Annotated in this window: 31 protein-coding genes; 5 read left to right on the plus strand and 26 right to left on the minus strand. The window is 66.0% G+C overall.

What is annotated here, in order from left to right; genetic code table 11:
- Positions 1–8: 8 nt before the first annotated feature.
- The 6 genes from PCA31118_RS12385 to PCA31118_RS12410 form a co-directional block, all read right to left on the minus strand.
- Entirely contained in the window at positions 9–314 is a 306-nt protein-coding gene (locus PCA31118_RS12385; RefSeq protein WP_016851994.1) for a hypothetical protein, read from the minus strand.
- A 101-nt stretch (positions 315–415) separates the two neighbouring features.
- The gene (locus tag PCA31118_RS12390) at positions 416–1,525 is read right to left on the minus strand and encodes a DUF6094 domain-containing protein (protein ID WP_150625501.1); all 1,110 of its coding nucleotides are present in this window, start codon (positions 1,523–1,525) and stop codon (positions 416–418) included.
- Between the two features lie 65 nt (positions 1,526–1,590).
- A complete protein-coding gene (locus PCA31118_RS12395) occupies positions 1,591–2,241 on the minus strand; it encodes a hypothetical protein (RefSeq protein ID WP_003141029.1) in 651 nt (216 codons plus the stop codon).
- 84 nt (positions 2,242–2,325) lie between these two features.
- Positions 2,326–2,691, minus strand: a complete 366-nt coding sequence (locus tag PCA31118_RS12400) for a hypothetical protein (protein ID WP_150625502.1) — start codon at positions 2,689–2,691, stop codon at positions 2,326–2,328.
- Positions 2,692–2,780: 89 nt separating this feature from the next.
- On the minus strand, positions 2,781–3,392 hold the full coding sequence (locus tag PCA31118_RS12405; protein WP_033990364.1) for a DUF3275 family protein: 612 nt from the start codon (positions 3,390–3,392) through the stop codon (positions 2,781–2,783).
- Between the two features lie 55 nt (positions 3,393–3,447).
- Complete coding sequence (locus PCA31118_RS12410) at positions 3,448–3,999, minus strand: STY4534 family ICE replication protein (protein ID WP_150625503.1); 552 nt, start codon at positions 3,997–3,999, stop codon at positions 3,448–3,450.
- Between PCA31118_RS12410 and PCA31118_RS27020 the strand changes: the two genes are divergently transcribed.
- Positions 3,998–4,153, plus strand: a complete 156-nt coding sequence (locus PCA31118_RS27020; protein WP_174990438.1) for a hypothetical protein — start codon at positions 3,998–4,000, stop codon at positions 4,151–4,153. The two genes, PCA31118_RS12410 and PCA31118_RS27020, sit on opposite strands and share 2 nt — an antisense overlap.
- 190 nt (positions 4,154–4,343) lie before the next feature.
- Here PCA31118_RS27020 and PCA31118_RS12415 read toward each other — a convergent pair whose 3' ends face one another.
- From PCA31118_RS12415 to PCA31118_RS12515, 20 genes are all read right to left on the minus strand, one after another.
- Positions 4,344–4,709: a DUF3085 domain-containing protein gene (locus PCA31118_RS12415; RefSeq protein ID WP_150625504.1), complete on the minus strand. Its 366-nt coding sequence runs from the start codon at positions 4,707–4,709 to the stop codon at positions 4,344–4,346.
- Between the two features lie 66 nt (positions 4,710–4,775).
- Positions 4,776–5,573, minus strand: coding sequence for a GTPase (locus PCA31118_RS12420; RefSeq protein WP_150625505.1), 798 nt, complete (start codon positions 5,571–5,573; stop codon positions 4,776–4,778).
- A 284-nt stretch (positions 5,574–5,857) separates the two neighbouring features.
- Positions 5,858–6,574, minus strand: coding sequence for a DUF5983 family protein (locus PCA31118_RS12425; protein WP_150625506.1), 717 nt, complete (start codon positions 6,572–6,574; stop codon positions 5,858–5,860).
- Between the two features lie 250 nt (positions 6,575–6,824).
- Positions 6,825–7,217: a hypothetical protein gene (locus tag PCA31118_RS12430; protein ID WP_150625507.1), complete on the minus strand. Its 393-nt coding sequence runs from the start codon at positions 7,215–7,217 to the stop codon at positions 6,825–6,827.
- 25 nt (positions 7,218–7,242) lie between these two features.
- A complete protein-coding gene (locus PCA31118_RS12435) occupies positions 7,243–7,479 on the minus strand; it encodes a hypothetical protein (RefSeq protein WP_013982118.1) in 237 nt (78 codons plus the stop codon).
- Between the two features lie 778 nt (positions 7,480–8,257).
- Complete coding sequence (locus PCA31118_RS12445; RefSeq protein ID WP_150625508.1) at positions 8,258–10,273, minus strand: DNA topoisomerase III; 2,016 nt, start codon at positions 10,271–10,273, stop codon at positions 8,258–8,260.
- A 294-nt stretch (positions 10,274–10,567) separates the two neighbouring features.
- Positions 10,568–10,951: a single-stranded DNA-binding protein gene (locus tag PCA31118_RS12450; RefSeq protein ID WP_004362284.1), complete on the minus strand. Its 384-nt coding sequence runs from the start codon at positions 10,949–10,951 to the stop codon at positions 10,568–10,570.
- The gene (locus tag PCA31118_RS12455; protein WP_004362273.1) at positions 10,948–11,496 is read right to left on the minus strand and encodes a DUF3158 family protein; all 549 of its coding nucleotides are present in this window, start codon (positions 11,494–11,496) and stop codon (positions 10,948–10,950) included. Before PCA31118_RS12455 ends, PCA31118_RS12450 begins: the two co-directional genes overlap by 4 nt.
- The gene (locus PCA31118_RS12460) at positions 11,493–12,281 is read right to left on the minus strand and encodes a PFL_4669 family integrating conjugative element protein (protein ID WP_150625509.1); all 789 of its coding nucleotides are present in this window, start codon (positions 12,279–12,281) and stop codon (positions 11,493–11,495) included. Before PCA31118_RS12460 ends, PCA31118_RS12455 begins: the two co-directional genes overlap by 4 nt.
- Before the next feature lie 188 nt (positions 12,282–12,469).
- Positions 12,470–13,222 (minus strand): OST-HTH/LOTUS domain-containing protein, encoded by a 753-nt coding sequence (locus tag PCA31118_RS12465; RefSeq protein WP_174990439.1) that lies wholly within the window; start codon positions 13,220–13,222, stop codon positions 12,470–12,472.
- A 238-nt stretch (positions 13,223–13,460) separates the two neighbouring features.
- Positions 13,461–14,654 carry an STY4528 family pathogenicity island replication protein gene (locus tag PCA31118_RS12470; RefSeq protein ID WP_150625511.1) on the minus strand — a complete coding sequence of 398 codons (1,194 nt, stop codon included), beginning with the start codon at positions 14,652–14,654 and terminating at the stop codon, positions 13,461–13,463.
- Positions 14,655–14,656: 2 nt separating this feature from the next.
- Positions 14,657–15,217: a DUF2857 domain-containing protein gene (locus PCA31118_RS12475; RefSeq protein WP_150625512.1), complete on the minus strand. Its 561-nt coding sequence runs from the start codon at positions 15,215–15,217 to the stop codon at positions 14,657–14,659.
- A 17-nt stretch (positions 15,218–15,234) separates the two neighbouring features.
- On the minus strand, positions 15,235–16,893 hold the full coding sequence (locus PCA31118_RS12480) for a ParB family protein (RefSeq protein ID WP_150625513.1): 1,659 nt from the start codon (positions 16,891–16,893) through the stop codon (positions 15,235–15,237).
- A complete protein-coding gene (locus PCA31118_RS12485) occupies positions 16,886–17,122 on the minus strand; it encodes a type II toxin-antitoxin system HicA family toxin (RefSeq protein ID WP_150625514.1) in 237 nt (78 codons plus the stop codon). The genes PCA31118_RS12480 and PCA31118_RS12485 overlap by 8 nt, the downstream gene beginning before the upstream one ends.
- Complete coding sequence (locus tag PCA31118_RS12490) at positions 17,106–17,972, minus strand: ParA family protein (protein WP_150625515.1); 867 nt, start codon at positions 17,970–17,972, stop codon at positions 17,106–17,108. Before PCA31118_RS12490 ends, PCA31118_RS12485 begins: the two co-directional genes overlap by 17 nt.
- Before the next feature lie 40 nt (positions 17,973–18,012).
- On the minus strand, positions 18,013–18,231 hold the full coding sequence (locus PCA31118_RS12495; RefSeq protein ID WP_016446183.1) for an AlpA family transcriptional regulator: 219 nt from the start codon (positions 18,229–18,231) through the stop codon (positions 18,013–18,015).
- A gap of 19 nt (positions 18,232–18,250) precedes the next feature.
- Positions 18,251–18,418: a hypothetical protein gene (locus PCA31118_RS27025; protein WP_174990440.1), complete on the minus strand. Its 168-nt coding sequence runs from the start codon at positions 18,416–18,418 to the stop codon at positions 18,251–18,253.
- A 53-nt stretch (positions 18,419–18,471) separates the two neighbouring features.
- On the minus strand, positions 18,472–19,440 hold the full coding sequence (locus PCA31118_RS12500; RefSeq protein ID WP_150625516.1) for an IS5 family transposase: 969 nt from the start codon (positions 19,438–19,440) through the stop codon (positions 18,472–18,474).
- Between the two features lie 134 nt (positions 19,441–19,574).
- The gene (locus PCA31118_RS12505; protein WP_049284943.1) at positions 19,575–20,336 is read right to left on the minus strand and encodes an ATP-binding protein; all 762 of its coding nucleotides are present in this window, start codon (positions 20,334–20,336) and stop codon (positions 19,575–19,577) included.
- A 530-nt stretch (positions 20,337–20,866) separates the two neighbouring features.
- Positions 20,867–21,778, minus strand: coding sequence for a LysR family transcriptional regulator (locus PCA31118_RS12515; protein WP_174990441.1), 912 nt, complete (start codon positions 21,776–21,778; stop codon positions 20,867–20,869).
- Positions 21,779–22,010: 232 nt separating this feature from the next.
- On the opposite strand from PCA31118_RS12515, the gene PCA31118_RS12520 reads away from it, so the two are divergent.
- The 4 genes from PCA31118_RS12520 (at position 22,011) to PCA31118_RS12535 (ending at position 25,905) form a co-directional block, all read left to right on the plus strand.
- Positions 22,011–22,544 (plus strand): ExbD/TolR family protein, encoded by a 534-nt coding sequence (locus PCA31118_RS12520; RefSeq protein WP_150625518.1) that lies wholly within the window; start codon positions 22,011–22,013, stop codon positions 22,542–22,544.
- A gap of 66 nt (positions 22,545–22,610) precedes the next feature.
- Positions 22,611–23,519, plus strand: coding sequence for a LysR family transcriptional regulator (locus PCA31118_RS12525; protein WP_174990442.1), 909 nt, complete (start codon positions 22,611–22,613; stop codon positions 23,517–23,519).
- A gap of 458 nt (positions 23,520–23,977) precedes the next feature.
- The gene (locus PCA31118_RS12530) at positions 23,978–24,559 is read left to right on the plus strand and encodes a TetR/AcrR family transcriptional regulator (protein ID WP_150625520.1); all 582 of its coding nucleotides are present in this window, start codon (positions 23,978–23,980) and stop codon (positions 24,557–24,559) included.
- Between the two features lie 164 nt (positions 24,560–24,723).
- Positions 24,724–25,905 carry an MFS transporter gene (locus PCA31118_RS12535; protein WP_150625683.1) on the plus strand — a complete coding sequence of 394 codons (1,182 nt, stop codon included), beginning with the start codon at positions 24,724–24,726 and terminating at the stop codon, positions 25,903–25,905.
- Positions 25,906–26,621 lie beyond the last annotated feature (716 nt).

The following is a 26,621-nucleotide window of genomic DNA, read 5'->3' on the forward strand; positions in this document are numbered from 1 at the left end:
GATGCGGATCAGTATTCGCTGGGCAACAGCAGCGTGGTGACGCTGCGATCCCATTCGGTGATGATCCAGAGCTTCAGGTCGCGCGTGACCTGGTAGGACGAGAACAGACGATCCTCGCCAGACTTCAGCGCGGCGTCGTTCTGCCGCCGATCGCTGTCGCTCAGGTCGCCCCATTCGCCATGAAGATGGCGGCGCAGGTACGGCGTGGGGTTGAGCCGGCCCTGTCGGACCAGCTCGTCGACGCCGGCGGTCATGACCACCTGCCCGGGCGAAAAGCGTGCTTGTGACGCGAGGTTGAGGACTGCGAGTGCCATGGTGGTTTCTCCTTCTGGAAGAAGGGGTCACGGCACCCCATCGGGGCGACGTGACCCCGGTGGGTGGATGAGGGCGACGGCGAACCGTCAGGGAACAGCGATCAGCGGATGGTCAGCACTTCGCCCCACGTGGGCGAGCCCAGCGTCAAGTCCCATGCACGAATGACCGGCACGAACTTGTCGGTGAGGATGCGCGTCTCGGCCACGGAGCCGTCGTCGCGTTCGGTGTATTCCGTCTGGAGGGTCTTCTCCTTGTGGGTATCACCTTTGACGACGAGCACGCGCCCGCTCTTGGACGTCACCACGCCGGAGATCGCGCCTGCGGCCAGAGCCAGGGCGAGATGCCAGTGCGACAAGGCCCGCGCGGGCGGACGCAGCGATTGCTGCGCGGCGCCCAGGTGGGTATCGAGCGCCGGCCAGAGCCCTTGCAGCCGGCCGACTTCATCGGCGAACTGCTCGGGCTCCATCGTCACGCGATAGAAGTGCTCCGGCTCGACCGGGCTGGCAGGGACGGTGTACGGCAGGAACGGCCATTCCAGCGGCAGCTCCTCGGCTTCGGCGTCGCCCTGTCCGATCTGCAGCAGCAGACCGCGCACGGCTTTGACCGACTCCGACGCCTGGTCGCGTTGACGAATCCTGCGACCGAAGATCACCACCTGCTTGAACTGCGTCTCCACCGCACGGTAGATACGCAGGTCGGCGAAGTGGCGCGTCAGCCATCCGACCAGCTCGGCGTCGAGCACGTAGGACGGCACGATGAAGATCAGCACGCCGCCGTACTGCAGCAGCGGCAGCGCACGCTGATAGAACAGCTTTTCCAGCCGCGCACGGCCCTGGCCCTGATAGCCGATGTTGCCGTTCACGTCCTTGCTCAGGTCGCCATACGGCGGGTTCAGCCACAGCAGCCCGAAGGACTGGCGCGAGATCAGCGTGTCCATCAGGTCACCGTGGATGCAGCGATCGACCAGTTGCCGTGCGTGGCGGGCACGCTCGGCGTCGTACTCGACGGCGAAGGCCTGGACCTGCTCGCGCCCGAGGGCGTGGGCGGCTTCGGCGATCGCCACGCCTTCGCCGGCGCAGGGATCGAGGATGGACATGGCGCCGGAAGACGGCGCCAGCGCGGACAAGGCCCGCTCCAGCGTCGGTTCGTCAGTGGGGAAGTAGCCGTTACGAATGAAATTGCGCGCCAGGCGCGGAAACATGAGTGCCATGGATTTCTCCTGATGATGGATGAGGGAAGGCGGGCACGCGCGGCGCGCATGCCCGTGGGGATGGCTCACGCCACACGCCGAAGCGGTGCGTTCGCGGCCAGTTCGTACTGCGTGGCGCCGAGGGTGCCGTTGCGGATCAGCTCGCCCAACGCCTTCGTCAGCGCCGGGACATCGAGGGCCAGCCGATGGCCTTCCAGCGGCCCGAGGGCCAAAGGAAGACCGGTCAGCATCCGCCGTGTCTGCAACAGCTCCAGCACGGTGTCGCGCCAGTGGTCGAGCAGTGGCAGCGGGCAGGTGTCCTGCACCAGCGTCCACAGCCGGTCGAGCCGGTGAGCGGAATCCCTGGGCAGAAGCGCCAGCGCGCTGGCGTTGGCCTTGTCTGGCTTCACGCAGCGACGATCGAACAGCCACACATTCGTCAGCGAACCGAACAGCGTTCGCCGATAGGCGCGGGTGATGCGCTTTTCCAGGTTTTCGACATTGCCGACGAAGACCGGGATGGATGCGCCCTGCTCGGTGATGACGTGGAACTGGTCGAGCCCCTGTTCATCCCGGCCGAGGGTCAGGCGGGCAAGGAACTCCTGAACGGCGGTGTCGCGCGCCCAGATCGAGAGAAAGACGAGATTGCCCTGCTCGTCACCGACGCAACCGTCGGCCATGAGGTCGGGACATTCGTCGATGCGGTACAGCGGTTTCGCGGAAGAAGGTGCAGGCATGGTGATGTCCTCTTGGAAATGAAGGAGCAACCACAGCCCGCGGGGCCGTGCTCGCCCCGGTTGGGTGAAGGAAGATGCGTGCCGCTAGACAGCGCGCCCCGCGTGGAAGCGGTGAACCCGCTCGCGCCACTCGGAGCTTTGCACCGGCGCCATGTCGAGATAGCGCAGCGGGCACGAGTAGTAGTACGGATGCACGGACTCATCGAGGGACTTGTAGCCCCAATCGCCGCCCGAGCTTTCCAGCAGATGGCAGCCGATGTAGCAGACGGACTCACCGGCCGCGAGGCCCATGACGCCCGCCTGCTTGGCGGTGACGCGAACCACGGTCCACAGAACGTCGCCGTCCAGCGTGTGGTCGATGATTTCGCAGCAGGCGCGTTCGGACGCCTGCGGAGCGAGCAGCTCGCGGATCAACTGATCACGCGTCTGACGAACGAAGGTCCAGCCCATGAGGGTCTCCTTGAAGAAAAGGCCAGAGCCCTCCCCGTCGGGGGAGAACCCCGGCGGGTGGCGGAATGCCGCGCAAGGCGGCGGATGGATCAGGCAGCTTTGAGGTGCCAGTCCTGGGACAACGGAGCGAACTCGTAGCCGAGCTTGTCGAGGCGGTCGCGCTGCTGACGCAGCACACGACGATCCACGGTCGCATCGAGCTTCACGGTCTCGCCCAGGGGCCACAAGGCACCGAACAGCGCCGCGTCGTCTGCCTCGGCCGAGGCCGCAGCGGACACGGGAGCCGGTTCGCTGCCGAACGGCGTGGTATCGACCAGGGGATCACGCGGACTGCGCGACTTCGCCTTCGGCTTGGCCGGGGGCGATGCCGGCGCGGGCGTCTGCGCTTCCTCGTCGATCGGATCGACTTCCTGCGGACTCAGCCGGCGGGCTTCGTCGCGGCTCAGGGCGTCGATGTTGGACAGCGTCATCCCGCCCAGATGGGCGCGGATCTCGATGACCATGCGGCCGTTGGCGTTGTACGTGGAGGGGCGAATCTCGACGATGACGAAATCACCGTCGTACTTGCCCTCGCGGTACTGATCGAGTTCGGCGTTCTTCACGACGAACTCGCCGATCGAGGTCGCCAGGCGGCCGACGTTGAAGTCGCCGTTCCTGCCGTGGATGGTCTTGATGGCCAGTTGGCCGGGAATGGTGATCATGAAGGTCTCCTGCGGACGAAGAGAAGACAAGGCCCCGGGGATGGGGCCTTGCGGATCAGAACGACTCGGCAACGGCCAATGCGGGGGCATCGGCAGCGTCGTCGGCAGCATCGGCGACGGGCCTGGAAGGCTCCGGTGCCGAGGCTTGCTGCGCGGCGGGCGCGTCGGACGTCACAGGGACTTCCGGGTCGCGCTCATCGGTCTCGGTCGGCTTGGGTTCGGCCTTGTAGACGAACTTGCCGTCGACCTTGATCCAACTGACGAACAGCAGGCGGGCCTTGAGGCTCACCCCCTGTTCGCCGGCACGCTTGCCCTTGGAGTAGGTGAAGGTGTCGGTCCACAGGTCGCCCAGGCGGAAGCCGATCATCACCTTCTTCTCGGCGTCGACCGCCTGAATGCAGCGGCGCACCAGGTGCTGCGCCTCCGATCCCGATACGCGCGTGTCGAAACGCACATACGAGACGTCATCGCTGGGACCATTGAGCGCTGCGATATCGCAGGCCAGGAACGCATCGCCTTTCTTGGGCTTCACTTCGCGGATGCGATTGAGGTACCCGAGGCCGGTGATGTGCAGATCGAAGTAGGACTTTTCGGTGGAAGTGGTCATGGTGAATCTCCTGAAGAACAAAGACGCGGAGACACACCCGACCCAAGGCGGGGAAGGTGTGAACCCCCCGCGTGGGTTGATGGAACAGCTTGGTGGCATCGCCATCGAGAACCGATGGCCGTTCGCGCATGGATGCCGGTGCGAACTGGAGTGATCAACGCGGTCGGAACCGCGTCGCAGCCTTGAAGATCGTGGCTGCCTGGGCATGTCGCTGACGGACGTCAGCGGAACATGGCCGGAAGCGTGGCGCCGGGACGGCGCGCAGGCGAGCGGCAATCGGCACTCGCGGCTGTCCGCATTGCCGGGAAGAAAGAGGCCCCGGAGCGGGGGCCAGGGATGGGCGGTCAGTTACCGCTGGGCGTGGAAGGAACCGCCTGCAGCGACAGGTGTGTCGCGGTGGCGGACACGTCGAGGTCGTCCTCGCTGTGCAGGATGCGCGCAAACACGCCCTCCTGCGGATCGAAGAACTCGCCGAAGTCGTCGCCACCGAACTCGGCGCGCGCCAGCTCCCACCAGTCATCGAACGCATCGACATCCGGGTTGCAGCCGGCGGTATAGGCGATGGTCTTCAGGCGACCATCGGGTCGGCGCTCGCCGCGCTCGGCCAGGAAGTACACGCCCTGATCCTTGACCAGGATGATGCGGCATTGATTCGCCACCGCTTCGGCGAGCACGGGCCGCAGCTCCGTGCCTTTGAATCGAACAGTCATGGGTGGGATCTCCAGGAAGGCAGGAAGAGAGGCTTCCCGCCGCGAGGGCGGGAAGCTGCTGGGAGGTCAGTGCCGGACAGCCTTGCGGCCCGACAGGCACTGCACGCGGATGCGCCTCCAGCTCCCGTCGTCGATCAGCCGTTCCAGCGTCTCGCCGAGGCTGTCGAAGAACACCTCATCGACCCGTTCGATCAGCTCGCCGTCGCGGCGCAGCTCCACCGCGTAGAGGTCGAGGCCACGCTCATACAGCACGGTGACGCGACCCTGGAACTTCGTCGTGGCGACGGTGAAGCCGATGGCCGGCGGCGTGCGGATGATGTCGGCGGGCAGCGGATCGACCCAGGTGATGTCCCGCGCACCGGCATCCACCAGCATGTGGGTGATGCGCCGGAAACCATCGGGAGCGGGCAACTGCTCAAGTTGGTCGACCAGCTCCTGCAGCTCGGGGCAGCGCGCCTCGGGAATCGGCAGCTTCGCTGGTGCGGACCCGAGCACGAACCGCTTCACCGTGTAGGGCTGGCCGTCGGCGGTGAACTCGGTCTGCTCCTCGGGCGTGTCCGCCCGCTGACCGTCGAAGCGGCGTCTGACATACGGTTCGACCTGCACCTTGGCGCCCTCGTCGGGCACTTCGGTCACGAGCGTGCGATCGAGCACCGCGAACTCGGCCCGTCCCGTCTTGACGACGATGGCCTCGTCGGTGGTGGCGATGACCTTGCCCTCAAAGGGCTTCGGGTCGATGTGAAAGCCCAGCGTCGAAACCTTGGGCTGGCCGTCGAAGATGTTGAACTTGAACGAACGAACGTTGGAAGGCACATGACCGACGACAAGCGTCGGCATCTGTGCACGGATGGCTTGGGTATCCATGGGGAGACTCCTTGTGGCAACCAAGGGACTCCCGCCCGCAAGGGAGGTCTGTCCCTTGAGGGTGAGGTGGATGGACGCGGGTGCGCCCGGAGAACGAAACAACCAGCACGGCGAACCGTGCCGCAGTCTTGAAGGTCTCGACTGCCTGGGCATGCTGCCGGCAACGCCAGCAAACATGCGGCCAGCGTGCGGCACATGGCGACGGCCGTCCGCCGGGAATCGGCAACGCGCCGCCACCGCGTTGCGCGAAAAAGAAGAGCCCCGCAGGGGGGCTCAGGAGGGGGTTACTCGTCGTCGTAGAGCGTCAGCCCGTCCAGCACGGGCGCGTCGGCATCGAACACCAACATGCGAACGTCGGCGTGCGCAGCCAGGTGCAACACTTCCACGAGGGACTCCGGCACGCCCTTGGCCCGGTGCTCCTGCCGCAGCTCTTCGGCGGTGATGCCCTCGACATGCTGCAGGTTCGCATCCGTCCAGGGCGTGGCGATCAGCTTCAAGCCGACCGCCGGGCTGTAGGGAATGCGGAAGGCGACGAACAGAAAACCGCTCGGCGTGGCGATGTCCGCCAGTTCGGCGAGGAAGCGGCCGGCCTCCTCGGTGATGTGCGCCGAACTGATTTCCCAGGCACGGCTGTAGAACCCGGTCTCGAAGCGCAGGCGGCGTACCACCTCGCGCGCGGCTTCCTCGGAGTAGGTGTCGCCGACGTGCAGCGGCTTGCCGGCTTCTTCGGCCATGACGGCGTAGACGAGGTTTCGGGCGATGCCGTGGCTGGGACACTGCGCGTCCAGTTCGGGCGGCACGTTCTGGCCTTCCGTGATCAGCGCGAAGTCGTCGCAGAAGACGCAGGCATGGCGCTCCACCTGGCTGTCCGGCAGGTGCGACTGCGAGACGTGCAGCGGCAGATAGCTCAGCGGGCAGTCGTCGTCGCAGGAAATGGCGAGCAGCCGCTGCACGGACAGGCCACCGTAGCCGCGGACGAAGGGATTGTTGGAATGGGACATGGGATTCCTCCAGCAGAGGATGGCCGAGGCAATCCCCTGCCGGGGATTGAACCCCAGCGAGTGGATGAAGTGGCAGCCGGTCAGCCGGCCGCGGCGTCGGGCCGCCCTGGTGGCGGGCGGTGCAGATCAGTGGAAGATCATGATTCGGGACATGGCCGCTCCTGCGAAAAGAAGGAGGGACATGGCCCCGAACGGGGACGCATGTCCCTCGTGGGGTGGGATGAAAAGACGGTGGGTTGCCAGGCGCGGCTCACCAGCCGTTGTAGTGCAGCGTGAGGTCAGCGATGACCTGGCGCCGTTCCAGATCGAGGCCGCCGAAGTCGGACAGCCCCTCGAAGCCGCAACGCTTGAGCATCGCGCCGCCCTCGCGGGAGTTGTAGAAGCTCACCATCGCGGACAGGAACATGCGTTGACCGCTGCTCAGCACGCCCAGGGCGTCGTTGAGCATCAGCATGTTGGGCCGCAGGTCCCACTTGGTGGTGGCACGCTGCAGACCTTCGCGTGTGCCGTCGCCGAACCACTCGTGGCTGGCGATCTGCGCGCCGCGCTTCCAGGCCTCGAAGAAGGCCTGCGGTGCAGCGTCGAAGTGCGCCTGTTCCAGCGCCATCTGATCGAGCACGTCTTCGGGTAAAGACAGATTCATGAGAGAACTCCTTGAAGGGTGGGAATCAGGGGTGAGCGCGCTGTGTCCAGGCATGGGTATCCAGGGCGCGCTGTGCTGCGAGGTGGTTTGGGAAATACTCGACGGACTCCCGCGATACCGGGCCTTCGTCGTCTTGCGTGCCGATGTAGTGGCCGGCCGCGCTGCGCAGCACCTGTAGCGGCAAACGCTTGCCGGTCCAGGCCAGCGCCAGCGCACCACTGCGCACTGCGGTTGCAGAGGAGGATGCAGAAGGTTCAGACATGCCGTGCTCCTTGGTGGGTCGAGGAGCACGCATCCCGTAGAGGATGGAGTTCCCCTCGGGTGGTTGAGAAAAGTGCATCGTCGCCAGGCCGGCGAGCGTCCGCGGTGGGCGATGCGAAGCGGACTGGATCGGTCAACGCGGCGAACCGCGTTGCAGTCTTGAAGACCGGGACTGCCAGGGCATGCCGCTGACGACTGTCAGCAACGCATGGCGTGAGGATGGGCGCGAAGCATGGCTGCCGTCGCAGGGAAAACCGAATCGCGGACGGCCCGCTTTAGGGCAGGCCCGCTCACGGGACAAGGCAAGGACCAGGGCGCCGAAGGCCACGCGGGCCTTCGGCTGGAGAGGAAGGAAAACCACCTGTGGGCTGCGTCAGCGCGGGCCGTCGTCAAAGCCGTTCGCTGCGTCAGCAATCGCACCCGGCCCGTTTCGTGGCTGGGGCCGGAATCCTCTGGCGTGCATCCACACACAAAGGGAGCCCGTTGTTCCGCCGGCGGGCACCGGCACGGAATACCCTCGGCCCAAGGGGCCTCCTCACGGCTCGCGCGGCGGCAAGGCGTCAGGAAGCCCCTCATGACCGAGGCAAGGCACACCGATCAAGGGAATGGCGGCGGGCGCGATTCGTGGGAGCAATGACCTTCTCGCCCCGTCGCCCGATGGCGGGCAGACGGGGCGCGCACACCGTTGCAGAAGGAGACGCGCGCTTTGGAGTCCCGCGCGGTGCGGGACGTTTGCCTCGCCGCCAGTGAAGGGCCGGCGCGGCAGGGGGAAGCGAGGATCAGGACGCCTTGGAGGCAGCGCGCCGCTTGCGCGGTGCGCTGCGCCGGCCCGTCGGGGACTCGATCGGCAACGTACCCATGCAGTCCGGGTAGCGCGAGCAGGACCAGAACGCGCCGCTCTTGCCCGTGCGCTGCTGCATCGGTGCGCCGCACTGCGGGCAGGCCGGCGCCGGCGGCAGCTTGAGCGAGAGCGTTGCGCCGCGGTACTGCTGCACGAGCTGGCCGACCCACACGGACTGCTTCTCGATGAAGGTGTCCAGCGCCATCTGGCCGGCCTCGATCATGTCGAGCGCCTGCTCCCACACCGCCGTGGTGCCGGGGTCGGCGATGGCCGAGGGCACCGCATCGATGAGCGTGAATGCCGCGTCGGAAGCGCGGACGGCGCGGCCTTTCTTGACCAGGTAGCCGCGACCGATCAGACCGTTGATGATGTTGGCGCGTGTCGCCTCGGTGCCGATGCCGGTGGTATCTCGCAGCTTCTGTTTCAGGCGCGGGTCGGTCACGAACTTGGCGACGGTCTTCATGGCCTTGATCAGCTCGCCCTGCGTGTAGGGTTTGGGCGGCAGCGTCTTCAGCGCCTTGAGATCCACCTTTCCGACCGGGCAGGACAGGCCCGCATGCAGGGCGGGCAGCACCTGGCTGCGCTGCGCATCCTCGCCATCGGCATCGTCCGGCCCCGGCGTCGCCAGCACCTCACGCCAGCCGATGACGGCAATCTGCTTGCCCACGGCTGCCAGCGACTGACTGCCGCACGAGAACTGCGCTACCGTCCGGTCGAACTCATGGTGCGGGAGGAACTGCGCGAGGTAATGAGCGCGGATCAGCCGGTAGACGGCCAGTTCCTTCTCGTTCATGGCCGACAGGTTGGCGGGCTCCAGCGTCGGGATGATGCCGTGGTGAGCCGACACCTTGCCGTCGTTCCATGCACGCGAGCGCTGTTGGCGATCCAGGCGCTCGATCAGCGGCCGCAGGCTGGGGTCGGTCTTGACCAGGCTGTCGAGTACGGTCGGTACCTCGGCCAGCATGCTCTCGGGCAGGTAGCCCGAATCCGAGCGCGGATACGTTGTCGCCTTGTGCGTCTCGTACAGCGCCTGGGCAATGTCCAGCGTCTCCTGCACGTCGAGGCCCAACTGCTTGGAGCACACCTCCTGCAGCGTGCCCAGGTCGAACGGCAGCGGCGGCCCTTCGCGAACGCGCTCGGTTTCTACCGACAGCACCTGGGCGGAGCCGGCCGTGCGCAGGCGCTCGGCGGCCTGCTGCGCCACCGGCTGTTGCAGGCAGCGGCCCGCATCGTCGGTGCTGCCTTGCGGCGGCGTCCAGCTTGCGACGAAGGACTGGCCTGCATGCGAAAGCGCAACCTCGATGGCCCAGAACGGTACGCAGACGAATCGCGCGATCTCGCGATCACGATCGACGACCAACTTCAGCGTCGGCGTCTGCACGCGCCCCACCGACAGCACGCCGGTATAGCCGGCCTGGCGCCCCAGCAGTGTGAACAAGCGGCTCAGGTTCATTCCGATCAGCCAGTCGGCGCGCGATCGGGCGAGTGCGGAGAAATACAGCGGCAGCGTCTCCGCCGAGGGCTTGAGCGCGCCCAGTGCCTTGCGGATGGACGCATCGTTGAGCGCCGACAGCCACAGACGCTGAATCGGCCCGCGGTAGCCGCATAGCTCGATGATCTCGCGGGCGATCATCTCGCCCTCGCGGTCGGCGTCGGTCGCAATCACCAGCTCGCCCGCCTTGGCGACGAGCTGCTGCACGACCTTGAATTGCGCTGCGGTCGCCGCCTTGGGCTCGACACGCCAACGCTCAGGAAGAATGGGCAGTTGCTCGATGGCCCAGCGCTTGTATTGCTCGCCGTAGCCTTCGGGTGGAACCGCCTCCACCAGATGACCGATGCACCAGGTCACGACGACACCGGCGCCGCTGTAGCAGCCGTTGCCGCGTAGACCGGCACCCAGCACACGGGCGATGTCCTTGCCCTGGGACGGCTTCTCGCACAGGAACACGCGCATGAAGCCTCCTTGGAAATGTGCGGTTCATCGGATGGGCGTCAGCTTGGCGGGGCCAGGAGATGCCGGCAGCAAGGAAGCCGATTGATGCAGACACCGCTTTGTGATCGGCAGGCGGTCCGTTGCCGCAGCGGTGCGCATAGACCGCAGGAGCTGGCACAGCAAGAGCGTCGTTTCTGGAGGGCGGCTGGAACTCTGTGGACGACCTTGGAGCTATCCCCTGGGGATAGCTCGCTGGTGCATCGCGGGCGTATGACGGTTGCTACAGCCGCCCTCGGGGGAACGGCGATGGGCGAATTACTGTCCGCCGGCGGGCTTGGCGCTGAGCGCCACCGACTCGATGCGGTACGGCAGGATGCCCACGCGCCGCGCCTCGACCTTGAACGTCACGCGCTCGTTCTCGTCGGCGTCCTCCCATTCGTCGCGCACGGTGCGGCCCTCGACCAGCACCCGCATGCCTTTCTGGTACAGCGTCTTCCAGTGCTCGGCGTCGCGGTGCCACAGCTCCACGGGCGCCCAGAAGCCGCCGCGATCTTCGTACTCGCCGTCCTTCTTCGGGATCGGGTTGTCGAAGTAGACGTTCAGGCGAAGCAGCCGGCGTGGCTCGTCGTTGCCGTTCGGAAATTCGCGGTAGTCCGGCGCAGAACCGATGTTGCCCTCGCCGACGAAGTGCGTGCTCATGGTGACTCCTTGGTGGTGGGTGGAACGGACGCGGTATGCCCGTGGACGCGCCGCAGGTAAGCCGCTTCGGCCTGCGCGGCCTTGTTGGCGCATTCCAGGGCTTGGCGAGCGATGCTGTGGGTCAGGCTGATCTGCATGTTCAGCACGATGCGCTGCAGTTCGATCGCGTACAGCTCGTCGATCAGCGAGGCCGGCGTCGCGGGGTTGGCCAGCAGGGCCTCCCACAACGCCACGCCCATGGAGGAACGGTCGAGGTTGCGCCAGCGCAGGAAGGTCGTCCCTGCGCCAGTGGCCTGCTGGGCCAGTTGCACGTCGAGCAGACTGAATGGATAGGCGCGCGCCTGGGGCAGCACGCGCCGCTGCGCCAGGCCAATCACGTCGTCGCGCAGCGCTGCGCACTGGCTGGCCCAGGTCTCCAGACTCCCCTTACCCTTAAAAGGCTGTAAAAGGCCTTTTAGGTAGCCTGCGTGTTCCAGCCGCTGGAAGTCCGCCTGTTCCAGCGCCACGAAGCGCGTGGAGTGGCTGATAGGGGGCGATGCTGTCATGCGCCAGCACCCTCATCGCCCGCCGCACCATCGGCTGCGCCACCCGTGGGAGCCTGCGCATCGGGCACGATGGCAGGCGCAGCAGGCGGCGTGCCGGGCTTGTTCGTCCGCCGCGCGATGGGTGGCGCGAAGCGCGAGCGGCGCGTGCCTTCCAGCACGTCCTGCGGCAACTCGCCGAACTTCTCCAGCGCCGCTCGCGCCGCCGCGTTCTTCGCCGCGAAGTCGTCGCGCGTCGTGCCCGAGTAGCGGTACTGCTGGGCCAGCGAGAACAGGCTGCGCAGCGCGTGCGCACCATCATTGAGCCAGCGCTCCAAGGTGCTGCGGTCGATCAGCGCCGTGTGGTGCGCCAGGATGAGTTTGCGTGCCAGGTCGTCGTAGTCGGCCAGCAGATACACCGCCATGAAGCCGAGCTGGGCGTTCACGAACAGCGGCAGCTTCACCGGCTGCACGTTCATGTTCTCGCCCAGCGACAGCGCCGCTGGCACGTCGGCCAAGGCCTGATCCACCTGGTCGCGCAGGGTCTGCAGACGGGTCTTGGTGTCGGCGAGCTTGTCCTCGATCCGCAACATCCACCAGTCCGAGTACGGGTCGTCCTGCTCGGCGCCGCGCTTCATCTTGTTCATGGCGCCGATGAAGCCGTTGAGACCGATGATGCCTGGGCGCCCCTCGGTCGGCGCGCGGCCGTGCCAGATGCGCGAAGCGTGGTGCGTGTGCAGCGTCAGCGACATCGCGCTGCGCAGCGATCCGAGATTCAGTTGCAGGGGTTCTGTGCGTTCGTTGGCCATGGGAGCGACTCGCGGTGAATTGGCGAGTCGCCAGCATCGGCATCGGCCGGAAGGCTGTCAGTCAACAAACCGCAGCCCATGCGCGCCCGGTTTGTTCCGCGCGGAAGGCTGTGTGTGCCGGCTATCCCCTGGGGATAGCTCGGCGGATGTGTTCGCGGCTCGCGCGGAGGTGAGACCGCGTTGCGGGGCTATGCTTCGCGAGGTCTGTACCAGGCGGCCCGTTGCCCCTCCACCTCACGGTAGCGAAGCTCGAACAGGCGGCACTCATGCACCACCTGCCGCCAACTGCTGCAGCCGTACTTGGCTGGAAGCTGCTCGGGATGCCGGTCCGCGATCCAGCGGCCAGCGGCGGCGATGGGTGTCCAGCCCTCGACGGCCAACTGCGCGGCGGCCTCGCCCAGCGCGCGGACGATGCCGGCGGCCGGCCAGTCCACCGTGCCGTCCGGCGCGATGCCATTGACCACCAGGTCGTGGAACACATCCGACTGGACGAACTCCGCTGCCAGGCGCCGCGCCTGATCCATGTGCTCGGCCCAGCCGCGCAGCTGCTCGAAGTGTTGATCGATGCGCGTGTAGGCGGAACCGAGTTCGTCCTGTGCAACGCGGCACCCGTCCACGGTCCATAGATCGTGCTGATCGATGAAGTGGTGCACCAGGGTGTTGCGCAGCGATACCAGGTCTTTGAGGTCGGCCTGGGTGTTGGCGTAGTCCTGCGCAGACAGGCTCAGTTGCACGCGCGTGCGAAAGGAAATCACGTCGCCGGGAAGATCGTCGTCGCGTTCCTCGCCGCCATTTCCATCGGTGACGACATACGAACCAAACAGTTGTCCGACCAACGTGCCCAGGGTCTTGGTCGCGGCATCTTCAATCCGCGCTGCGCGAATGGCCTCCAGCGAATGCGCCGGGCCTGAAATCTCGTGGTGGGCCACGATGGCTTTCATGAGGCGCTCGTATTGTTGAAGGCGCAACAGGCATCTGCCCAGCAAGCGCTGAACGTCTTGCTGTAGTGGTTGCAGTGCGTTTGTGGCGGGGGAAGTCGTCATGTCGATCGTCGGCCGGGCTCGTGCGTGGCTGTCCTCGTCTGATTCACAGGCGACAGTTTCGCCTGTCATTCGGCGGGCGACAATCGAGCGCGGCGGAAAGATGTCTGTTCCAGCTATCCCCTGGGGATAGTCAACATCAGCGATCACGCAAGGCTTCTCGGAGCTGAGCCAGGTAGGCTCGTGCGACCTCGGGGTCAGCCGCACGGGATGCCGGCGGTGACGAGGGCGCAGGTGACGGGGGCGCTGGCGGTGCCGATGCACTTTCTCCGGCCCAGGCCTTGAACTCCCCGCGGATCGCCTTCTGGATGATGCCAAACAGGTAGCCGGCCGGGTTGCGTACCGCGCTGTTGTGGCAACGTGCCGCCCACTCGTCGAGAACGGCCTGCCTCTGCGCCTCGTCCACCTGCTGCAGCGCCACCAGCGCGCCGGCCTGCTGCTCGTCCTTCAAGCGCAGGAAACGCTCGGGTAGCCGCAGGTTCTGCAAGGCCCTCGCGCGCGGTACTGTACGTACTTCATTTATACGATCATTACGTACTGTACGGCCCTCCTTCGGAATCCGAAGAGAGCCGTCCGGCGCGGGTTTCGGTCCTGCTTCGGATTCCGAAGACGGGCGCGCAGCATTCCGAAGAAGGGCTTCCTGGCCTTCTTCGGATTCGTGGTCCGCACCCTCCTGTGGATAACCTGGCGTCGTCCAGCCATGCAGCGCCATGCGCTGCGCCAGCACCTGCAAGCGGGTCGGCAATGTGCGGCCGCTGAGCAGCGGGTCTTCGGCAATCTCCTTGAGCGTGTTCATGCCCACGATCTGTACCGCCTTGGCGGCATGGGTCAGCGCCTGGCTGACCAGGCCGAGGTAGTCGGCATCGAGCTGCATCGCCTCGAAGGGCGACAGCGGTTCGTCGTGCAGCACGTAGAGGTTGCCTTGGATGCGGCCGGTCTTCGGGTCGCGCCGCCGCCGCACCAGGCTGAGCCAGCGCGTCAGCCGCAGCAGCGTCAAGGCGCGCGCCACGGTCTCGTGCGAGGCTTGCGCTGCACAGGGCATGGACGCCAGATAGGGGCGGAGCTGGTCGTAGGTGGGAAAGGCGGTCACGCCGTCGTCGTTGAGCTGCAGGCGGAACACCTGCCAGGCGTTGCGCTCCAGCGGCGTCAGGCGCCGGTCGAGGAACAGCCTGCGCGGCACGCTCTCATGGCGGTTGCCGCTGTAGAGGAAACCGTCGGCGGCCGGCGCCGTGCCCTGCGCCGGTTCCTTCGGCTCAAGGTGCCGCAGCGCCTCGTCGAACAACGCCGACAGCGCAACCGGGCCATCGCGCCGTGATGCGCTGCCCGTGGTCATGGCTACACCAGCCCCTGGTCGATCCAGTTCCGTATCGCCGACCAGATCACCGACATGGGCAGGGTCATGGCCTCGGCCAGGTCCATGGTCAGCGCCAGCATCGCCATGTCGTCGGTCAGGGCGATATGGCGCTCGGCGACGCCGGCCTTCCAGCGCTCCCACAAGGCCACGTCCTGCGCCTCGTCGAGCACCGGATGCCGGCCCTTGCGCTTGGGCAGCCTGAGGATGTCGCGGCGCAGCGCCACTTCCTGATGCGTGAGGCCGTAGAACTTGCTGACCATCTCCGTGCTCGCCCCCAGGCGCAGCATGCGGTCCACCGTGGCGATCTCCCGCTCCACGTCGTGCACCTGGCTCAGCAGCCGCTTCAACACTTCCCGGTTCACCGACACCGAACACCACGACACCGTGGCATTCACCAGCATGCTCACGAGCTCGGGGTGTTTCAGCGCATCCAGCTCCTCCTCGCCGAAGCCCATGGCCTTGCAGCGGCGCAACTGGCCGTTGCGCAGGTCATGCAGGGCCTGGGCGATCACGGCCTGGTTGAGCGGGTGCGGTGCCGACATACGGGAGCCTCCTGCGCTCAGGAATCCTGGCTCGCTACGCCGGCTTCCAGATCCAGCAGCCGGCGCGCCAGGCGCAGCAGACGGAACAGCTTCACCAGCGCAGCATCGCTCAGGCGTGTGGCCGAGCCGCCATGGCCATGGAGCAGCGCCGCCAGCTCGTCGGCCAGCCGCGCGCGGTCCAATCCGTTCGCGGCGGGCGGCGCCGCGCTCAGCGCATGCAGCAGGGTCAGCACCGCCCGCGCGAACGCCGGCAGCACCTTCGCCTGGCCCACGGCCGGCGCCACGCAGACGAAGCCGATGCCGCCGTCGCTGGCCTCGATGTAGTCGGCTACCGCCGCATCCCCGGCGATCTCGCGCGCGAACTGCGCGATGTGCACCCGCAGCCGATCCGGCGCGTCCAGCCCCGGCTCGATGTACCAGACGTCCGAGATGGGATAGAGCCCGCCCGCCTGCACAGGGATCGCACGCAGCGCATCGGCCTCGAAGTCGGGCAGCTTGTCGCCGAGCTGGTCCGCGACCATCCGCTGGATGGACTGCAAGCGCTCGGTGGTCGGTGCCGGTGTCACGATGTGCCCTTGCAGGCGCTCGTCGCGTTGCCCGTGCTGGTCCTCCGGCGCTTCGGGCCATGCAGGCGGTGTCGCTGCTGGCGCCGAAGGCGCGACCGGCGTGGTGTCGCGCGGCACAGACGAGGCGGGTGGCTGCTGAGGCGCGGAGACCGGCGGGAGAGGACCAGCAGGCGCGACAGGCGCTGCCGGCGGCGTCGGCGCCGCCGGTTCGCTGGTCAGCGCACGCTGGCGGCTTTCGCTGTCGTTGATCTCCAGCGCCAGCGTGTCGTAGTCCGCTTCCAGCAGCTCGGCCATCTGGCCGACCAGCTCGTCCTGCACCCGCTGCGGCGAGAAGTCGTCCGGCTGTGTGTCGAACTGTGTCAGAACGTCCTGAAACAAGGTGGCGAAGTCCACGGTCACGGTGCGGCCCAGTGCACGCCGCTCCCAGGTGCGCTCGCACGCCTTGCGCAGCACCGCGAGCCGGTCCACCTGATGCCGGCCCAATCCGCCGTACAACAGCGTCGGGATCGCCGGCAGTAGATAGCGCACCGCATCGTTCATGCGGCTGATGTGTGACTGCGGCACCGGATAGCCGTCGGCAGTAAGTCGCCGCGCGAGTTCGCTCTGCGACAGCGCCTGGCCGCTTTCCTGCTCGTAGAACTCGCGCGCCTTCTCGATGCCCAACGCCCGCTCGATGAAGGTCAGCCCGCCGCGCAGCTCGTTCTCGGCCAGATGCCCGGTCAGCGCCACAATTTCGCCGCGCGCCGGCCACGGGCGGAACAGGCACGCAATGCGGAAGAAGCGCTCCTCCTTGGTCTCGCTCCACAACTCGCGCAGGATCGCCAGCCGCGTGTTGCCGCCGTTGCGAATGATGTAGTGCGCCTCGCCCGGCCTGCGCGTGATCGCAGGGGGCGCGTCCAACCCGCGTTCGCGGATGGACGCCTTGATCTCCGCATAGGCCGGGTTGCGCGTCACGCGCGGGTCGTGGTCGTAGGGCCGCAACTGGTCCAGCGTCACCACCATCGGCGTGTCGGCGATGGGGTCGCTCAAGGTCGCGGCCGAAGGGCCGCTGCGCTCGAAGCCGGTGGCCAGCAGCTTGGCAGCCATGTCCTGCGGCGTCAGCTCAGCCACGGCCGTTCTCCTGCGCCAGCCGGTCGGCGCGGCGAAGTTGCGCGCGGGCATTGCGGTCAGCACGGTGGTCGCTCGCCGTCGAGCTGGTGTAGATCGACGCGCAGCCTTGCTTCGTGAATTTCAGGTGCCCGCCGGACGTGCGCACCACGCGCCAGCCTTCGCCCAGCGCGAACTCGATCAGCGCGCGCAGCCGTTCGCGGCCGCGCGCCAGTTCATGCGCGCTCGCCATGGCCGGCCCCTCCCGCATCGGCCCGGCCGGTGACCAGCGCGAAGCGCTCCCGCCACGCGGGGAACAGCTCGCCGGCCAGCGTGCGCATGGTCTCCAGCGCCGCGGGCGCCGTGCGCCCAGCCGGCTGCCGGTACTCCACCCGGTGCACCGGCAATCCTCGTGTCGCAGCGCGCGGATAGGCTTCGATGGCCGGCACGTCGGTGCCCAGCACCTGCACGCCGGCCTGTTCCTGGAACACCTGTCGCAGCGCCTGCTGGACCAGCCGCGCGTTCGACGACACCGGATGCACACGGTTGATGAGCAGGCGCAGCGGTGGCGGCTCGATGCCTAGGTGCCGATACGGCGCGATGTCCTCGATCAGTTGCAGGGTGCCGCGGCGCAGTTCGCGCGCGGCCAGAATCTCCGGCGTCACCGGCGACAGTGCCAGGTCGGACGCCAGCACCGCCATCTCCAGCAGCACACTGCGCGCGCCCTGCGTGTCGATCAACAGCAAGTCATAGTGCGTGCGGAAGACGGGAAGCAAATGGCGCAGTCGCAGGCGCCCATCCGGTGCGTGCAGCAGCAGCGTGTTCAGTTCGCCGCGGTCGTCGTTGGAGAGCACCAGGTCAAGGCCCGCGACCGCGGTGCGCGACACCAGTTGCTCGATGCGCCGCTCGTTGAAGGTCAGCATCTCGTAGATGCCGCCGGGCGCGCGCACGTCCAGCGTGAAGTAGCTCGACAGCGTGGGCTGCACGTCCAGGTCCAGCAGCAGCACGCGCAGCCCGGCATCGGCGATGAAGCCGCCCAGGTTGGCCGCCGTCGTGGTCTTGCCCACGCCGCCCTTGGTCGAAATGATGGACACCACCTGCATGGGCTTCTCCTCGTCGAATGGCATGAACCGAGAAGAAGCGTCAGGCGCGTTCTTTGAGGCGATCGGCGATCCACTGTTCGATCTCCACCGAGTCCCAGCCCACCGCGCGCACGCCCAAGCGAAGCGCCTTGGGGAACTTGCCTTCCTTCATCAGGCTGTAGATGTGCGCGCGCTTGAAGCCGGTCTTGGCTTCGACCTCGGCGCGGCGCAGGATGCGGTGCTCGGTCGGTGCCGCCGTGGCGGTGGTCTGCGAAGACATGAGGGTCACTCCTTAACGCTCAGTGGCGCTGATTGGCGTGACTCGCATTAAGGATGGTCTGAACAACGCTGCCTGATGTCTGGATTTCAGCGCCAAAGCGCCGGATCGACTTTGGGATGGTCTGAACAACGCTGCCTGATGTCTGGATTTCAGCGCCAAAGCGCCGGATCGACTTTGGTTTGATCATTCTTTCGCCATTTCTGGCGGTTTTGGATGGGTTTCCCCCTCCACCAGGCGGATTTACCCCGTCGGCTGCAGCAAACGTCGCCGCGCCATCCACAGGTTCGATAGCGCGAACAGTGTCAGCACCTGCGCCGTGTTCTTCGCCAAGCCGCGGTAGCGCACCTTCGTGTAACCGAACTGCCGCTTCACCACCCGGAACGGATGCTCCACCTTCGCCCGAACGCCGGCCTTGAAATGCTCCCAGCGCTCGGCGCAGGTGCGCTCGCGCTGGTTCTTCATCGCCTTGATCGTCGAGGGCTTGGCCGCGATCCAGAACGCCGCCTCTATGCCTTCCAGCTCCTCGCGCTTGTCCGCACCGGTGTAGCCGCTGTCGCCGCAGATCGTGTCTTCCTTGCCATGCAGCAGCTTGTGCACCTGGGTCACGTCGGCCACGTTCGCCGCCGTGCATTCGACGTGGTGCACCAGCCCGGAGTCGTCGTCCACCCCGATATGCGCTTTCATCCCGAAGAACCACTGATTGCCCTTCTTGGCCTGGTGCATCTCCGGGTCGCGCTCGCCATCCTTGTTCTTGGTCGAGCTGGGCGCGGCGATGATCGTGGCATCCACGATCGTGCCGCCGCGCAGGCTCATGCCCTTGTCCGCCAGCTTGGCATTGACCCTGGCCAGCATCTTCGCCGCCAGCCCGTGCTGCTCCAGCAGCCGGCGGAAGTTGAGGATCGTGGTCTCATCCGGCACCGCGTCCAGCCCGCCCAGCTGCGCGAAGCGGCGCATCACCGGGGTGTCGTAAAGCGCCTCTTCCATCGCCGGATCGCTGAGCGCGTACCACTGCTGCAGGAAGTGGATCCGCAGCATGGTCGCCAGCGGATAGGGTTGCCGACCCGGCCGGCCAAGCTTCGGGTAGCGCGGCTCGATCAGCGCCAGCAGCGCCTTCCACGGCACCACCTGCTCCATCTCCTCCAGGAACACCTCGCGCCGCGTGCGCTTGCGCTGGCCCAGATCCTCCGCATCACCGAACGTCAGCTGCATGATCGACATCCCACTCAGGTTGCGTCATTGTCGCTCAGGAAGGGGGAGTTGTTCAGACCTTCCTTAAGAACGCCGCGCTGAGGAAAGACACCGCAAATGCGGCATCCGCGACCGCAGATACGGTCTGGCATCGCTCAGGAAGTTGTGCTCTGCAGATTGCGCCGAGCCAGTGCGAACTTGGCCTGCAGCGTGCGCTCGGTGATGCCCATCGCGTTGCCGTGGTGCGCCACCATCGCGCTGATGATGGCTTCCTGCGTCAGGAAGCTGGAATACGGCATGCCGCTGGGAGACTTGCCCAGCAGTAGCGTCAGTAACCCGCCAACGATGTTCAGGTAGGTCGATTCGCTGCGCGGCCCAGGTGTGTTCGCACGCTCTGCGTCGGCTGTGTAGTCGGCGTGCGTTTTCAGCAGCGCCTCGTGCTCGGCGCGCAGCGTCTCGTGCACGCCCAAGTGTTCCGCCAGCCGCGCCTTGATCGCTTCCCGCTCGGCCAGCAATGCGCCCACTGTGTCCAGGCTGATCGCCGGGTGAAGCGCACGCTCGATCTCATCGAACAGAAACGCCGGTTTCTCGCCGGGGTAGTAGTGCGCCATCCAGGCTTTCAGGTCGACGTGCCGCACCGTCAGCGACAGGTCGTCCATCGTCAGGCCCTGCGTGTCCCGCACCAAACCCTCCTTGCCATACGGCATCTCGCCGTGAGCCAGCGCATCGAAGATTCTTTCGGTGTTCAACCGCAGCATCGGCCAGCGCGGAAACTCCGTTGCCTCCGGTAGAGGCCGCTGTCCCAAGGTCGCCAGGATGCGCCGCTCGAAGCGCAGCAATCCGCTCCAGCGGATTGCCGCCTCGATCGGGCGGTAGTAGGTCTTGGCACCATCGGCCAGGCTGCTCGACTTCGGCATATCGCGCGCCTCCATTCGTCATCGCACCGAGTCCACGCACACGCACCCGCCGTACAGGCGACGTGCGTGGCCGTCCAGAAGTCTCCGGGCGAAACGAGCAAGTGGCGAAGCGGCGAAGACTGTGGCATCGACGATGCCGCCGGTTTCGTTGCGAGATGTGCGTCTTGCCGCGCATGGCGCCATCACTCACAATTCGCAAGCCGCGAAACATGCTGTCACCAGCGTCATTCGCGGGCACCATGCCTGACCCGGATTACCAGGCCAAAGTCTTTGCAGGGGAAAACGCCCAGTAAAGCGCGATCAGCTCAACACGCCAGAGCCGATGCGCATACGGCAAGCACTGTTGCGCCGCGCGTCTTCGCTGTGACGCGACGCGATGGGCATGCAAGTATCATCGCAGGATGCCAACCGCAAGCGCGAGCAGCCTGAGTGCAGCACGCCCGTGCACCGCGTCAATGGAACCCCGCTATGACAAAACAGGTCTGGCACCTTGACCAAAATGGCATCGCCCCAACCCGCCTGAAGCAGCCTCATGCGAGCCGTTGCGTATCCAACGGCATATGGCCGACACGCTGAGCACGGTCGATGAAGTGGCGCAGCGGCTCCGACATCGCGCCCTCGGGATGTAGCAGGTAGGTCGTCAACGCCGCCGAGTCCTCATCCAGCGGCCGGACGATCACGTCCGCCTGCCGGCATGCCACCGCGTGCGCCGCGGTGGAAAATCCCACGCCATAGCCGGCCGCCACCAGGGCCAGCATCAACGAGTGGGTCGTCACGTACTCGGCCACGACCGGCGGTGTCTCCACCAGGCGCAGCAGGCGCTCGCATTGCCGGCTGCACTCCTGACAAACCTGCGGGTGACACAGCACCAGCGGGTAGCCCACCACCTCGTCCAGCGGTACCCGCTTGTGCGCCAGCAAGGGGTGCCGCGCCGGTATGGCCACCACCAGTGGATCTTGCCACACCGGCTTGGCGACCACCCCGGCCTCCATCTCGCCGGCCATCGCAAAGGCCGCGTCGTACAAGTCGTTGCCCAGGCCGCCCACCACCTGCGACAGCGGCGCCTCGAACAGCCGGATGCCCACTTCCGGCGCCTCCTCCCGGCACAGCGCGAGCAGCGCCGACAGCCGGGTCCGCCCGACGCCGCCGGCCAGGGCGATGCGTAGGGTGCCCCGGTGTCCCACCGCCACCGCCCGCGTCTTGGTCTGGGCTTGCTCAAGGGTCAGCAGCACGCGCCGGGCCTCCTCCAGGAACACCTGCCCGGCCGGGGTCAGGCGCACCCCGCGCGGCGTGCGCTCCAGCAGCGCCACGCCCAGGTCCGCCTCCAGTTGGCGGATCGTGCGCGACAGGGGCGACTGCTCCACATGCAGCCGCCGCGCCGCCCGGCCAAAGTGCAACTCCTCGGCCACGGCGATGAAACAGCGAAGATGGCGTAAGTTCATGTACTTCCCCCCAGAAAGTGGAGTCCATTGCTCTGGCCGTAGGGAACGGCATGAGTGCTTCCCGGTGGCGATGCCGGTCACAGAGGCCTTCCAGTTGCCGCCATCCGGCCTTCAGTCGCCGGCGAGGCGGCGAGTGTCCAGGCAAGGCCGGGTTATTCCATCGGTGTTGCCATATCACACAAAACCACGGACAATCAATAATAATTCTCATTAGCATCTGTGTCCGAATGGAGTGAAGCCGATCAAGCCCGACGTGGCGAACCTGTCCGTCACCACCCACGGCAGCGTGTTCTGGAACGACGAACGCATGGGCGACGAGCAGCTCGCGCAGCGGCTGCAGGCCTCCGCGCCGCGTCACCCGCAGCCCGAGGACTTCATCCGCGGCGACCGCCTGGTGTATCTACGAGCGCGTCGCCCAGGGGATGGCGGCTACGCAGAAGTCTGGGGTGTTGGAGCTGAGCTTCGTGACCGACCAGGCCATGACCGGGGTGAGCCGAAAGACACCCCCATGAAACTGCATCGGCACGCCCGCCCTGACGCCGGCGTGTCGTCGTCGGCTGCACCGATCGCGGACACCAGCCCGCGTGCGCGCCTGCGCGCGTGCCCGGCACACTGGCTGATTTACCAGCGTTGCGGACGCAGCACACTGACCATCAGCATTCCATGCCCGGGCTGTGTGCGCCGGCCTGTTCCGCGCGTGTCGGCGACGGGCCTGTTCCCGGCGGGCATGAGTGCTTCGACGCGATGCCATCGAAGGAGGTGCTAACGGGATGCGGATGAAGATGCTGGCGCCCGATAGGCCGAACCAGAAGAAGACAAACAGGAGGTGGCCTTGGATTTCAGGTTGCTGCGTTACTTCGTCGCAGTTGCGGAAGAACTGCATCTGGCCCGTGCAGCCGAGCGTCTGGGCATCGAGCAATCACCTGTGTCGCGTGCGATGCGCGACCTGGAAAGCCAGCTTGGCGTGCAGTTGTTCGACCGCAGCACACGCCTGACGCGGCTGACCTGGGCCGGCCAGGTGTTCCTCGGCGAATGCCGGCGCGTGATGGCCACCGTGGAGCAGGCAGTCAAGAGCGCCAAGGCGGCGGCACAGGGCTACCAGGGCCATCTGCGCATCGCGATCTGCGACAGCCTGGCGCAGCCCCGCATCGCCACCTTGCTGGCACGCAGCCGCGAGGATGAGCCCGAGCTGGAGATTCGCGTCTTCGAGCTGCCGTTCGCGCAGCAGCTCAAGATGCTGCACGACGATCTGCTGGACATCGGCTTTGCCTTGTCAAACGCGGTACATGATGGCCTCGTCGCCGAGCCGGTGTGGACCGATCCGCTGTCGGTGATCGTGCCCGCACGCCACCCCTTGCTGGCGCACGTGCAGGTGCCGCTGCCCGAAGCCCTGAAGTTCCCGTTGGTTCTGTGCCATCCCGAATCGGGATCGGGCTGCCGCCATCAGATTCAAGCGCTGCTGCAGGACGCAGGCGCGCCACTTAAGCTGGTCGATGAAGTGACCAGCCTGGGCGTGATGCTGACCTTGGTCGGCGCCGGCTACGGCATCGGCTTCGCCATCGCCTCGCAGGTGCAGACGCTACAGCGCCCGGACATCTCCATTCGTCCCCTGGCCGGCACCCCACCGATGCTCTCTACCTACCTGCTGCGCCGCCATGGCGAACCCTCCGAGCCCATGAAGCGGTTCATCGAGCGGGTGAAAGACGAGGCCGCACCGGTCGATGAAGAGCCAGTCCTTTGAGGACGCAGCTCGCCTGTTCGTTGCGACCTGTGGCGTGGTGTGCCAGTAGACAGATAGACTTCCGAATGAAATCCGATGCTCTGGCTGTTGATGGATGTGCTTGGCTCGCTTTGGATCACCCGCAACGGCTTGCGTTGACCAGGCCGAAGACTTGAGTCCACAATCGAGTCCATTCCGTGACGCTTGGATCGGAAAAGACGTTCGTAATAAACGAGTTAGCGACCGGGTGCTGTTCCCATCGCCCGCTCCAAGAATTCCTGAAGAAGCCGTCCTTGCGACGGCTTTTTCGTTTTCTGGCGTCGCCCGCCTTGTCCTCCGTCCCTGACCTTCCCCCTAATTCCACAACCGACATCCGGTTATTTGAACATTCAGTCAAAAATAACCTATAGTCACGCCATCGGACGGTGGCGTTGATACGTCCCCGCTTTTTCCATCCCTCCAGACCCAAGAGGCCCTTCATGAGCGGACGACCCAGAGAATTCGACGATGCTGCCGTCATCGACGCCGCCATGGACGTCTTCTGGACGAACGGGTACGAAGGGACGTCGGCTCAGGCGCTCGTCGAATGCACCGGACTCGGGCGCGGCAGCCTCTACAACGCCTTCGGCAGCAAGCTCAATCTGTATCACGAAGCGCTCGAACGCTATCAGACGCTCGGCCTTCAGAAGCAAGTCGACATTCTCAATGGCCCCGGCCTCGTCAAGGACCGGCTGCGCACGCTGCTGCAATCCGGTATCGACGAAGACCTCGATCCCGCCAAACAACGCGGCTGCATGTCCCTTTTCGCAGCGTTCGAGCGTGGCGCCAAGGACGAGAAAGTCCGGCAGATCAGTCAGGCTTACTTCATCCGCATCGAACAAGTGCTCGTGCACCTGATCGCCGTCGGCCAGCATAACGGCGAACTCTCCACCGAGCGCTCGCCCGTCGTGGTCGCTCGCACGTTCCTGTCGAGCTACTACGGTCTGCGCGCCCTGGGACGCACGGTTTGCGACCGCGCATTCCTCGAAGGCATCATGCAAGGCACGCTCGATCAGTTGTGACGCAAGGCCCCGCCGACGCATCGGCCCCGCGCCCACACCGCAACGAATTCCTTCTCGCGCAGCAAGCCACCCAAAACAACGGATAACCCCATTCACCCCCAGCGGGTCGCCTACGCATCCGCAAATATGGAATGATCGTTAAAGATATGACGCAAAAATCCACAATGCCACCGGTGGTCTATCTATTAGGACTCACCGTTTTTGCCATGACCACGGCGGAATTCATGGTCGCGGGGATGATGCCCGCGCTCGCCCACGCAATGAACGTTGGCATCGGCGACATCGGCAATCTGATCTCGCTCTACGCGCTGGGCATGACCATCGGCGGCCCGGTCCTTACCGCCTTGCTGCTCGCGCTGCGCACGCCACACAAGCGCGCGCTCGTCTGGCTGCTGACGATCAACGTTGCCGGTGGCGTGCTTGCCGCCGTGTCGACGCGCTATGAAGTGATGGCGCTCGCCCGAATCATCATGGGCGTGGCCAGTTCGGCGACGTTCGGTGTGGCGCTCACGCTCTGCGCCGATCTCGTTGCACCGTCGGTTCGCGGACGCGCCGCATCGTTCGTGCTCGGCGGTCTGATGTTCTCGCCCGTGGTCGGCGTGCCGCTCACCGCCTTCATCGAACAACACTACGGCTGGCGCGCCAGCTTCTGGCTCGTCGCCGTGCTTGCCGCGCTTTGCTCGATCGCCGTGGCGCTCTGGGCGCCGAAGGGGGAAAAGCAGGACGCAGAGGTCATCAGCCTGTCGGCGGAGTTTCGATCGCTGCTCAATCGTCCGCTGTGGGCCGCATTTGCGACCAGCGGGTTGATCATCGGCGCAACATTCGCTGCCTTCAGCTACTTCTCGCCGATCTTTTTGAATGTCGCCGGCGTGTCGGCCACGTCGATTCCGAATCTGCTGGCGATGTATGGCATCGCCAACATCATCGGCAACGCCGTCGTCGGACGTTTCGCCGACCGCCATACGCTGACGGTACTCGTTGCGGGTTTGTCAGTACTCGCACTCGCGTTGATCAGCTTCGCGCTTTGGGCACAGATCACGCCGGTCGGTATTGCCGCGTTCGCCGCCATCGGTCTGACGGGCGTGTCGCTCAATCCGGCCATGGTGGCTCGTGTCATGCGTGCCGCAGCGCCGGGGCCACTCGTCAATACGATGCACACGTCGGTGATCACGGCAGGCCTCGCCTTCGGCACGTGGGCCGGAGGTGCCGCCATCGATGCCGGTTACAGCATGCGTGCACCGCTGTGGATCGGCGCCGCCATGGCCGCCGTGGGTCTTGCCAGTCTCTTGCCTTACCTGCGCTCGGGTCTCGCGCAAGCGCCCGAGACGGTTTGCTCTGCGTCCTGAGCTGACGTCCAACCTCAGGCCCCGGTCGAGTCAACTCGATTGGTATCGATTCCGTGCGTCGCCGATCACATGAACAGGTCGGCGACGTCCGAGAAAAACTTGGCCACCGGCGCTGCCCGGCTCGCCCACGTCCCCAGCGTCACCAATCCGTCGCAAATCAGTCCCCAGCCCATGTCACACCTCCCGTGGTTCGTTTGAGTCGGCTGTTGCGGTTGATCAGAACAGCGCCATCACATCGTTGAGGAACTTCGCGACCGGCGCAGCGCGGCTCGCCCACGTGCCAACGGTCACCAGTGCGTCGCAGATCGGTCCAATTGCAGCCATGTCACACCTCCAGTGGTTCGTTCGATTGGGTTGTTACGGTCGATCAGAACAGCGCCATCACGTCGTTGAGGAACTTCGCCACCGGCGCAGCGCGGCTTGCCCACGTACCCAGCATCACCAGTCCGTCGCAGATCGGTCCAATTGCAGCCATGTCACACCTCCGGTTTCGTTTCGTTTGTTTCGCGTTTGTCGCGAGTTGGGTCAACGATAAACCTCGGGTCGGCACCTGAAAACTGAGATAAATCACAGTCGACCTCCTGACGGGCGATCGGCCCCGGCAAGATCGCCCGTCGGCATTCAGTCCTGCGACCGAAGGCCACGACCTCCTCTCGTCTGCCGCTCCCGGAATTCAAGCCCGAATGTGGCCTTGCGCACCCCACTGGTGCCCGCCC

The organism is Pandoraea captiosa, assembly GCF_902459775.1.
GTDB lineage: Bacteria > Pseudomonadota > Gammaproteobacteria > Burkholderiales > Burkholderiaceae > Pandoraea > Pandoraea captiosa.

Bases quoted from the DNA above. Each gene is read 5' to 3' on its own strand.
- PCA31118_RS12385 (WP_016851994.1), bottom strand. From the start codon at position 314: ATGGCACTCGCAGTCCTCAACCTCGCGTCACAAGCACGCTTTTCGCCC.
- PCA31118_RS12390 (WP_150625501.1), bottom strand. From the start codon at position 1,525: ATGGCACTCATGTTTCCGCGCCTGGCGCGCAATTTCATTCGTAACGGC.
- PCA31118_RS12395 (WP_003141029.1), bottom strand. From the start codon at position 2,241: ATGCCTGCACCTTCTTCCGCGAAACCGCTGTACCGCATCGACGAATGT.
- PCA31118_RS12400 (WP_150625502.1), bottom strand. From the start codon at position 2,691: ATGGGCTGGACCTTCGTTCGTCAGACGCGTGATCAGTTGATCCGCGAG.
- PCA31118_RS12405 (WP_033990364.1), bottom strand. From the start codon at position 3,392: ATGATCACCATTCCCGGCCAACTGGCCATCAAGACCATCCACGGCAGG.
- PCA31118_RS27020 (WP_174990438.1), top strand. From the start codon at position 3,998: ATGGTGAATCTCCTGAAGAACAAAGACGCGGAGACACACCCGACCCAA.
- PCA31118_RS12410 (WP_150625503.1), bottom strand. From the start codon at position 3,999: ATGACCACTTCCACCGAAAAGTCCTACTTCGATCTGCACATCACCGGC.
- PCA31118_RS12415 (WP_150625504.1), bottom strand. From the start codon at position 4,709: ATGACTGTTCGATTCAAAGGCACGGAGCTGCGGCCCGTGCTCGCCGAA.
- PCA31118_RS12420 (WP_150625505.1), bottom strand. From the start codon at position 5,573: ATGGATACCCAAGCCATCCGTGCACAGATGCCGACGCTTGTCGTCGGT.
- PCA31118_RS12425 (WP_150625506.1), bottom strand. From the start codon at position 6,574: ATGTCCCATTCCAACAATCCCTTCGTCCGCGGCTACGGTGGCCTGTCC.
- PCA31118_RS12430 (WP_150625507.1), bottom strand. From the start codon at position 7,217: ATGAATCTGTCTTTACCCGAAGACGTGCTCGATCAGATGGCGCTGGAA.
- PCA31118_RS12435 (WP_013982118.1), bottom strand. From the start codon at position 7,479: ATGTCTGAACCTTCTGCATCCTCCTCTGCAACCGCAGTGCGCAGTGGT.
- PCA31118_RS12445 (WP_150625508.1), bottom strand. From the start codon at position 10,273: ATGCGCGTGTTCCTGTGCGAGAAGCCGTCCCAGGGCAAGGACATCGCC.
- PCA31118_RS12450 (WP_004362284.1), bottom strand. From the start codon at position 10,951: ATGAGCACGCACTTCGTCGGCGAGGGCAACATCGGTTCTGCGCCGGAC.
- PCA31118_RS12455 (WP_004362273.1), bottom strand. From the start codon at position 11,496: ATGACAGCATCGCCCCCTATCAGCCACTCCACGCGCTTCGTGGCGCTG.
- PCA31118_RS12460 (WP_150625509.1), bottom strand. From the start codon at position 12,281: ATGGCCAACGAACGCACAGAACCCCTGCAACTGAATCTCGGATCGCTG.
- PCA31118_RS12465 (WP_174990439.1), bottom strand. From the start codon at position 13,222: ATGAAAGCCATCGTGGCCCACCACGAGATTTCAGGCCCGGCGCATTCG.
- PCA31118_RS12470 (WP_150625511.1), bottom strand. From the start codon at position 14,654: ATGACCACGGGCAGCGCATCACGGCGCGATGGCCCGGTTGCGCTGTCG.
- PCA31118_RS12475 (WP_150625512.1), bottom strand. From the start codon at position 15,217: ATGTCGGCACCGCACCCGCTCAACCAGGCCGTGATCGCCCAGGCCCTG.
- PCA31118_RS12485 (WP_150625514.1), bottom strand. From the start codon at position 17,122: ATGGCGAGCGCGCATGAACTGGCGCGCGGCCGCGAACGGCTGCGCGCG.
- PCA31118_RS12490 (WP_150625515.1), bottom strand. From the start codon at position 17,972: ATGCAGGTGGTGTCCATCATTTCGACCAAGGGCGGCGTGGGCAAGACC.
- PCA31118_RS12495 (WP_016446183.1), bottom strand. From the start codon at position 18,231: ATGTCTTCGCAGACCACCGCCACGGCGGCACCGACCGAGCACCGCATC.
- PCA31118_RS27025 (WP_174990440.1), bottom strand. From the start codon at position 18,418: ATGATCAAACCAAAGTCGATCCGGCGCTTTGGCGCTGAAATCCAGACA.
- PCA31118_RS12500 (WP_150625516.1), bottom strand. From the start codon at position 19,440: ATGCAGCTGACGTTCGGTGATGCGGAGGATCTGGGCCAGCGCAAGCGC.
- PCA31118_RS12505 (WP_049284943.1), bottom strand. From the start codon at position 20,336: ATGCCGAAGTCGAGCAGCCTGGCCGATGGTGCCAAGACCTACTACCGC.
- PCA31118_RS12515 (WP_174990441.1), bottom strand. From the start codon at position 21,778: ATGAACTTACGCCATCTTCGCTGTTTCATCGCCGTGGCCGAGGAGTTG.
- PCA31118_RS12530 (WP_150625520.1), top strand. From the start codon at position 23,978: ATGAGCGGACGACCCAGAGAATTCGACGATGCTGCCGTCATCGACGCC.
- PCA31118_RS12535 (WP_150625683.1), top strand. From the start codon at position 24,724: ATGCCACCGGTGGTCTATCTATTAGGACTCACCGTTTTTGCCATGACC.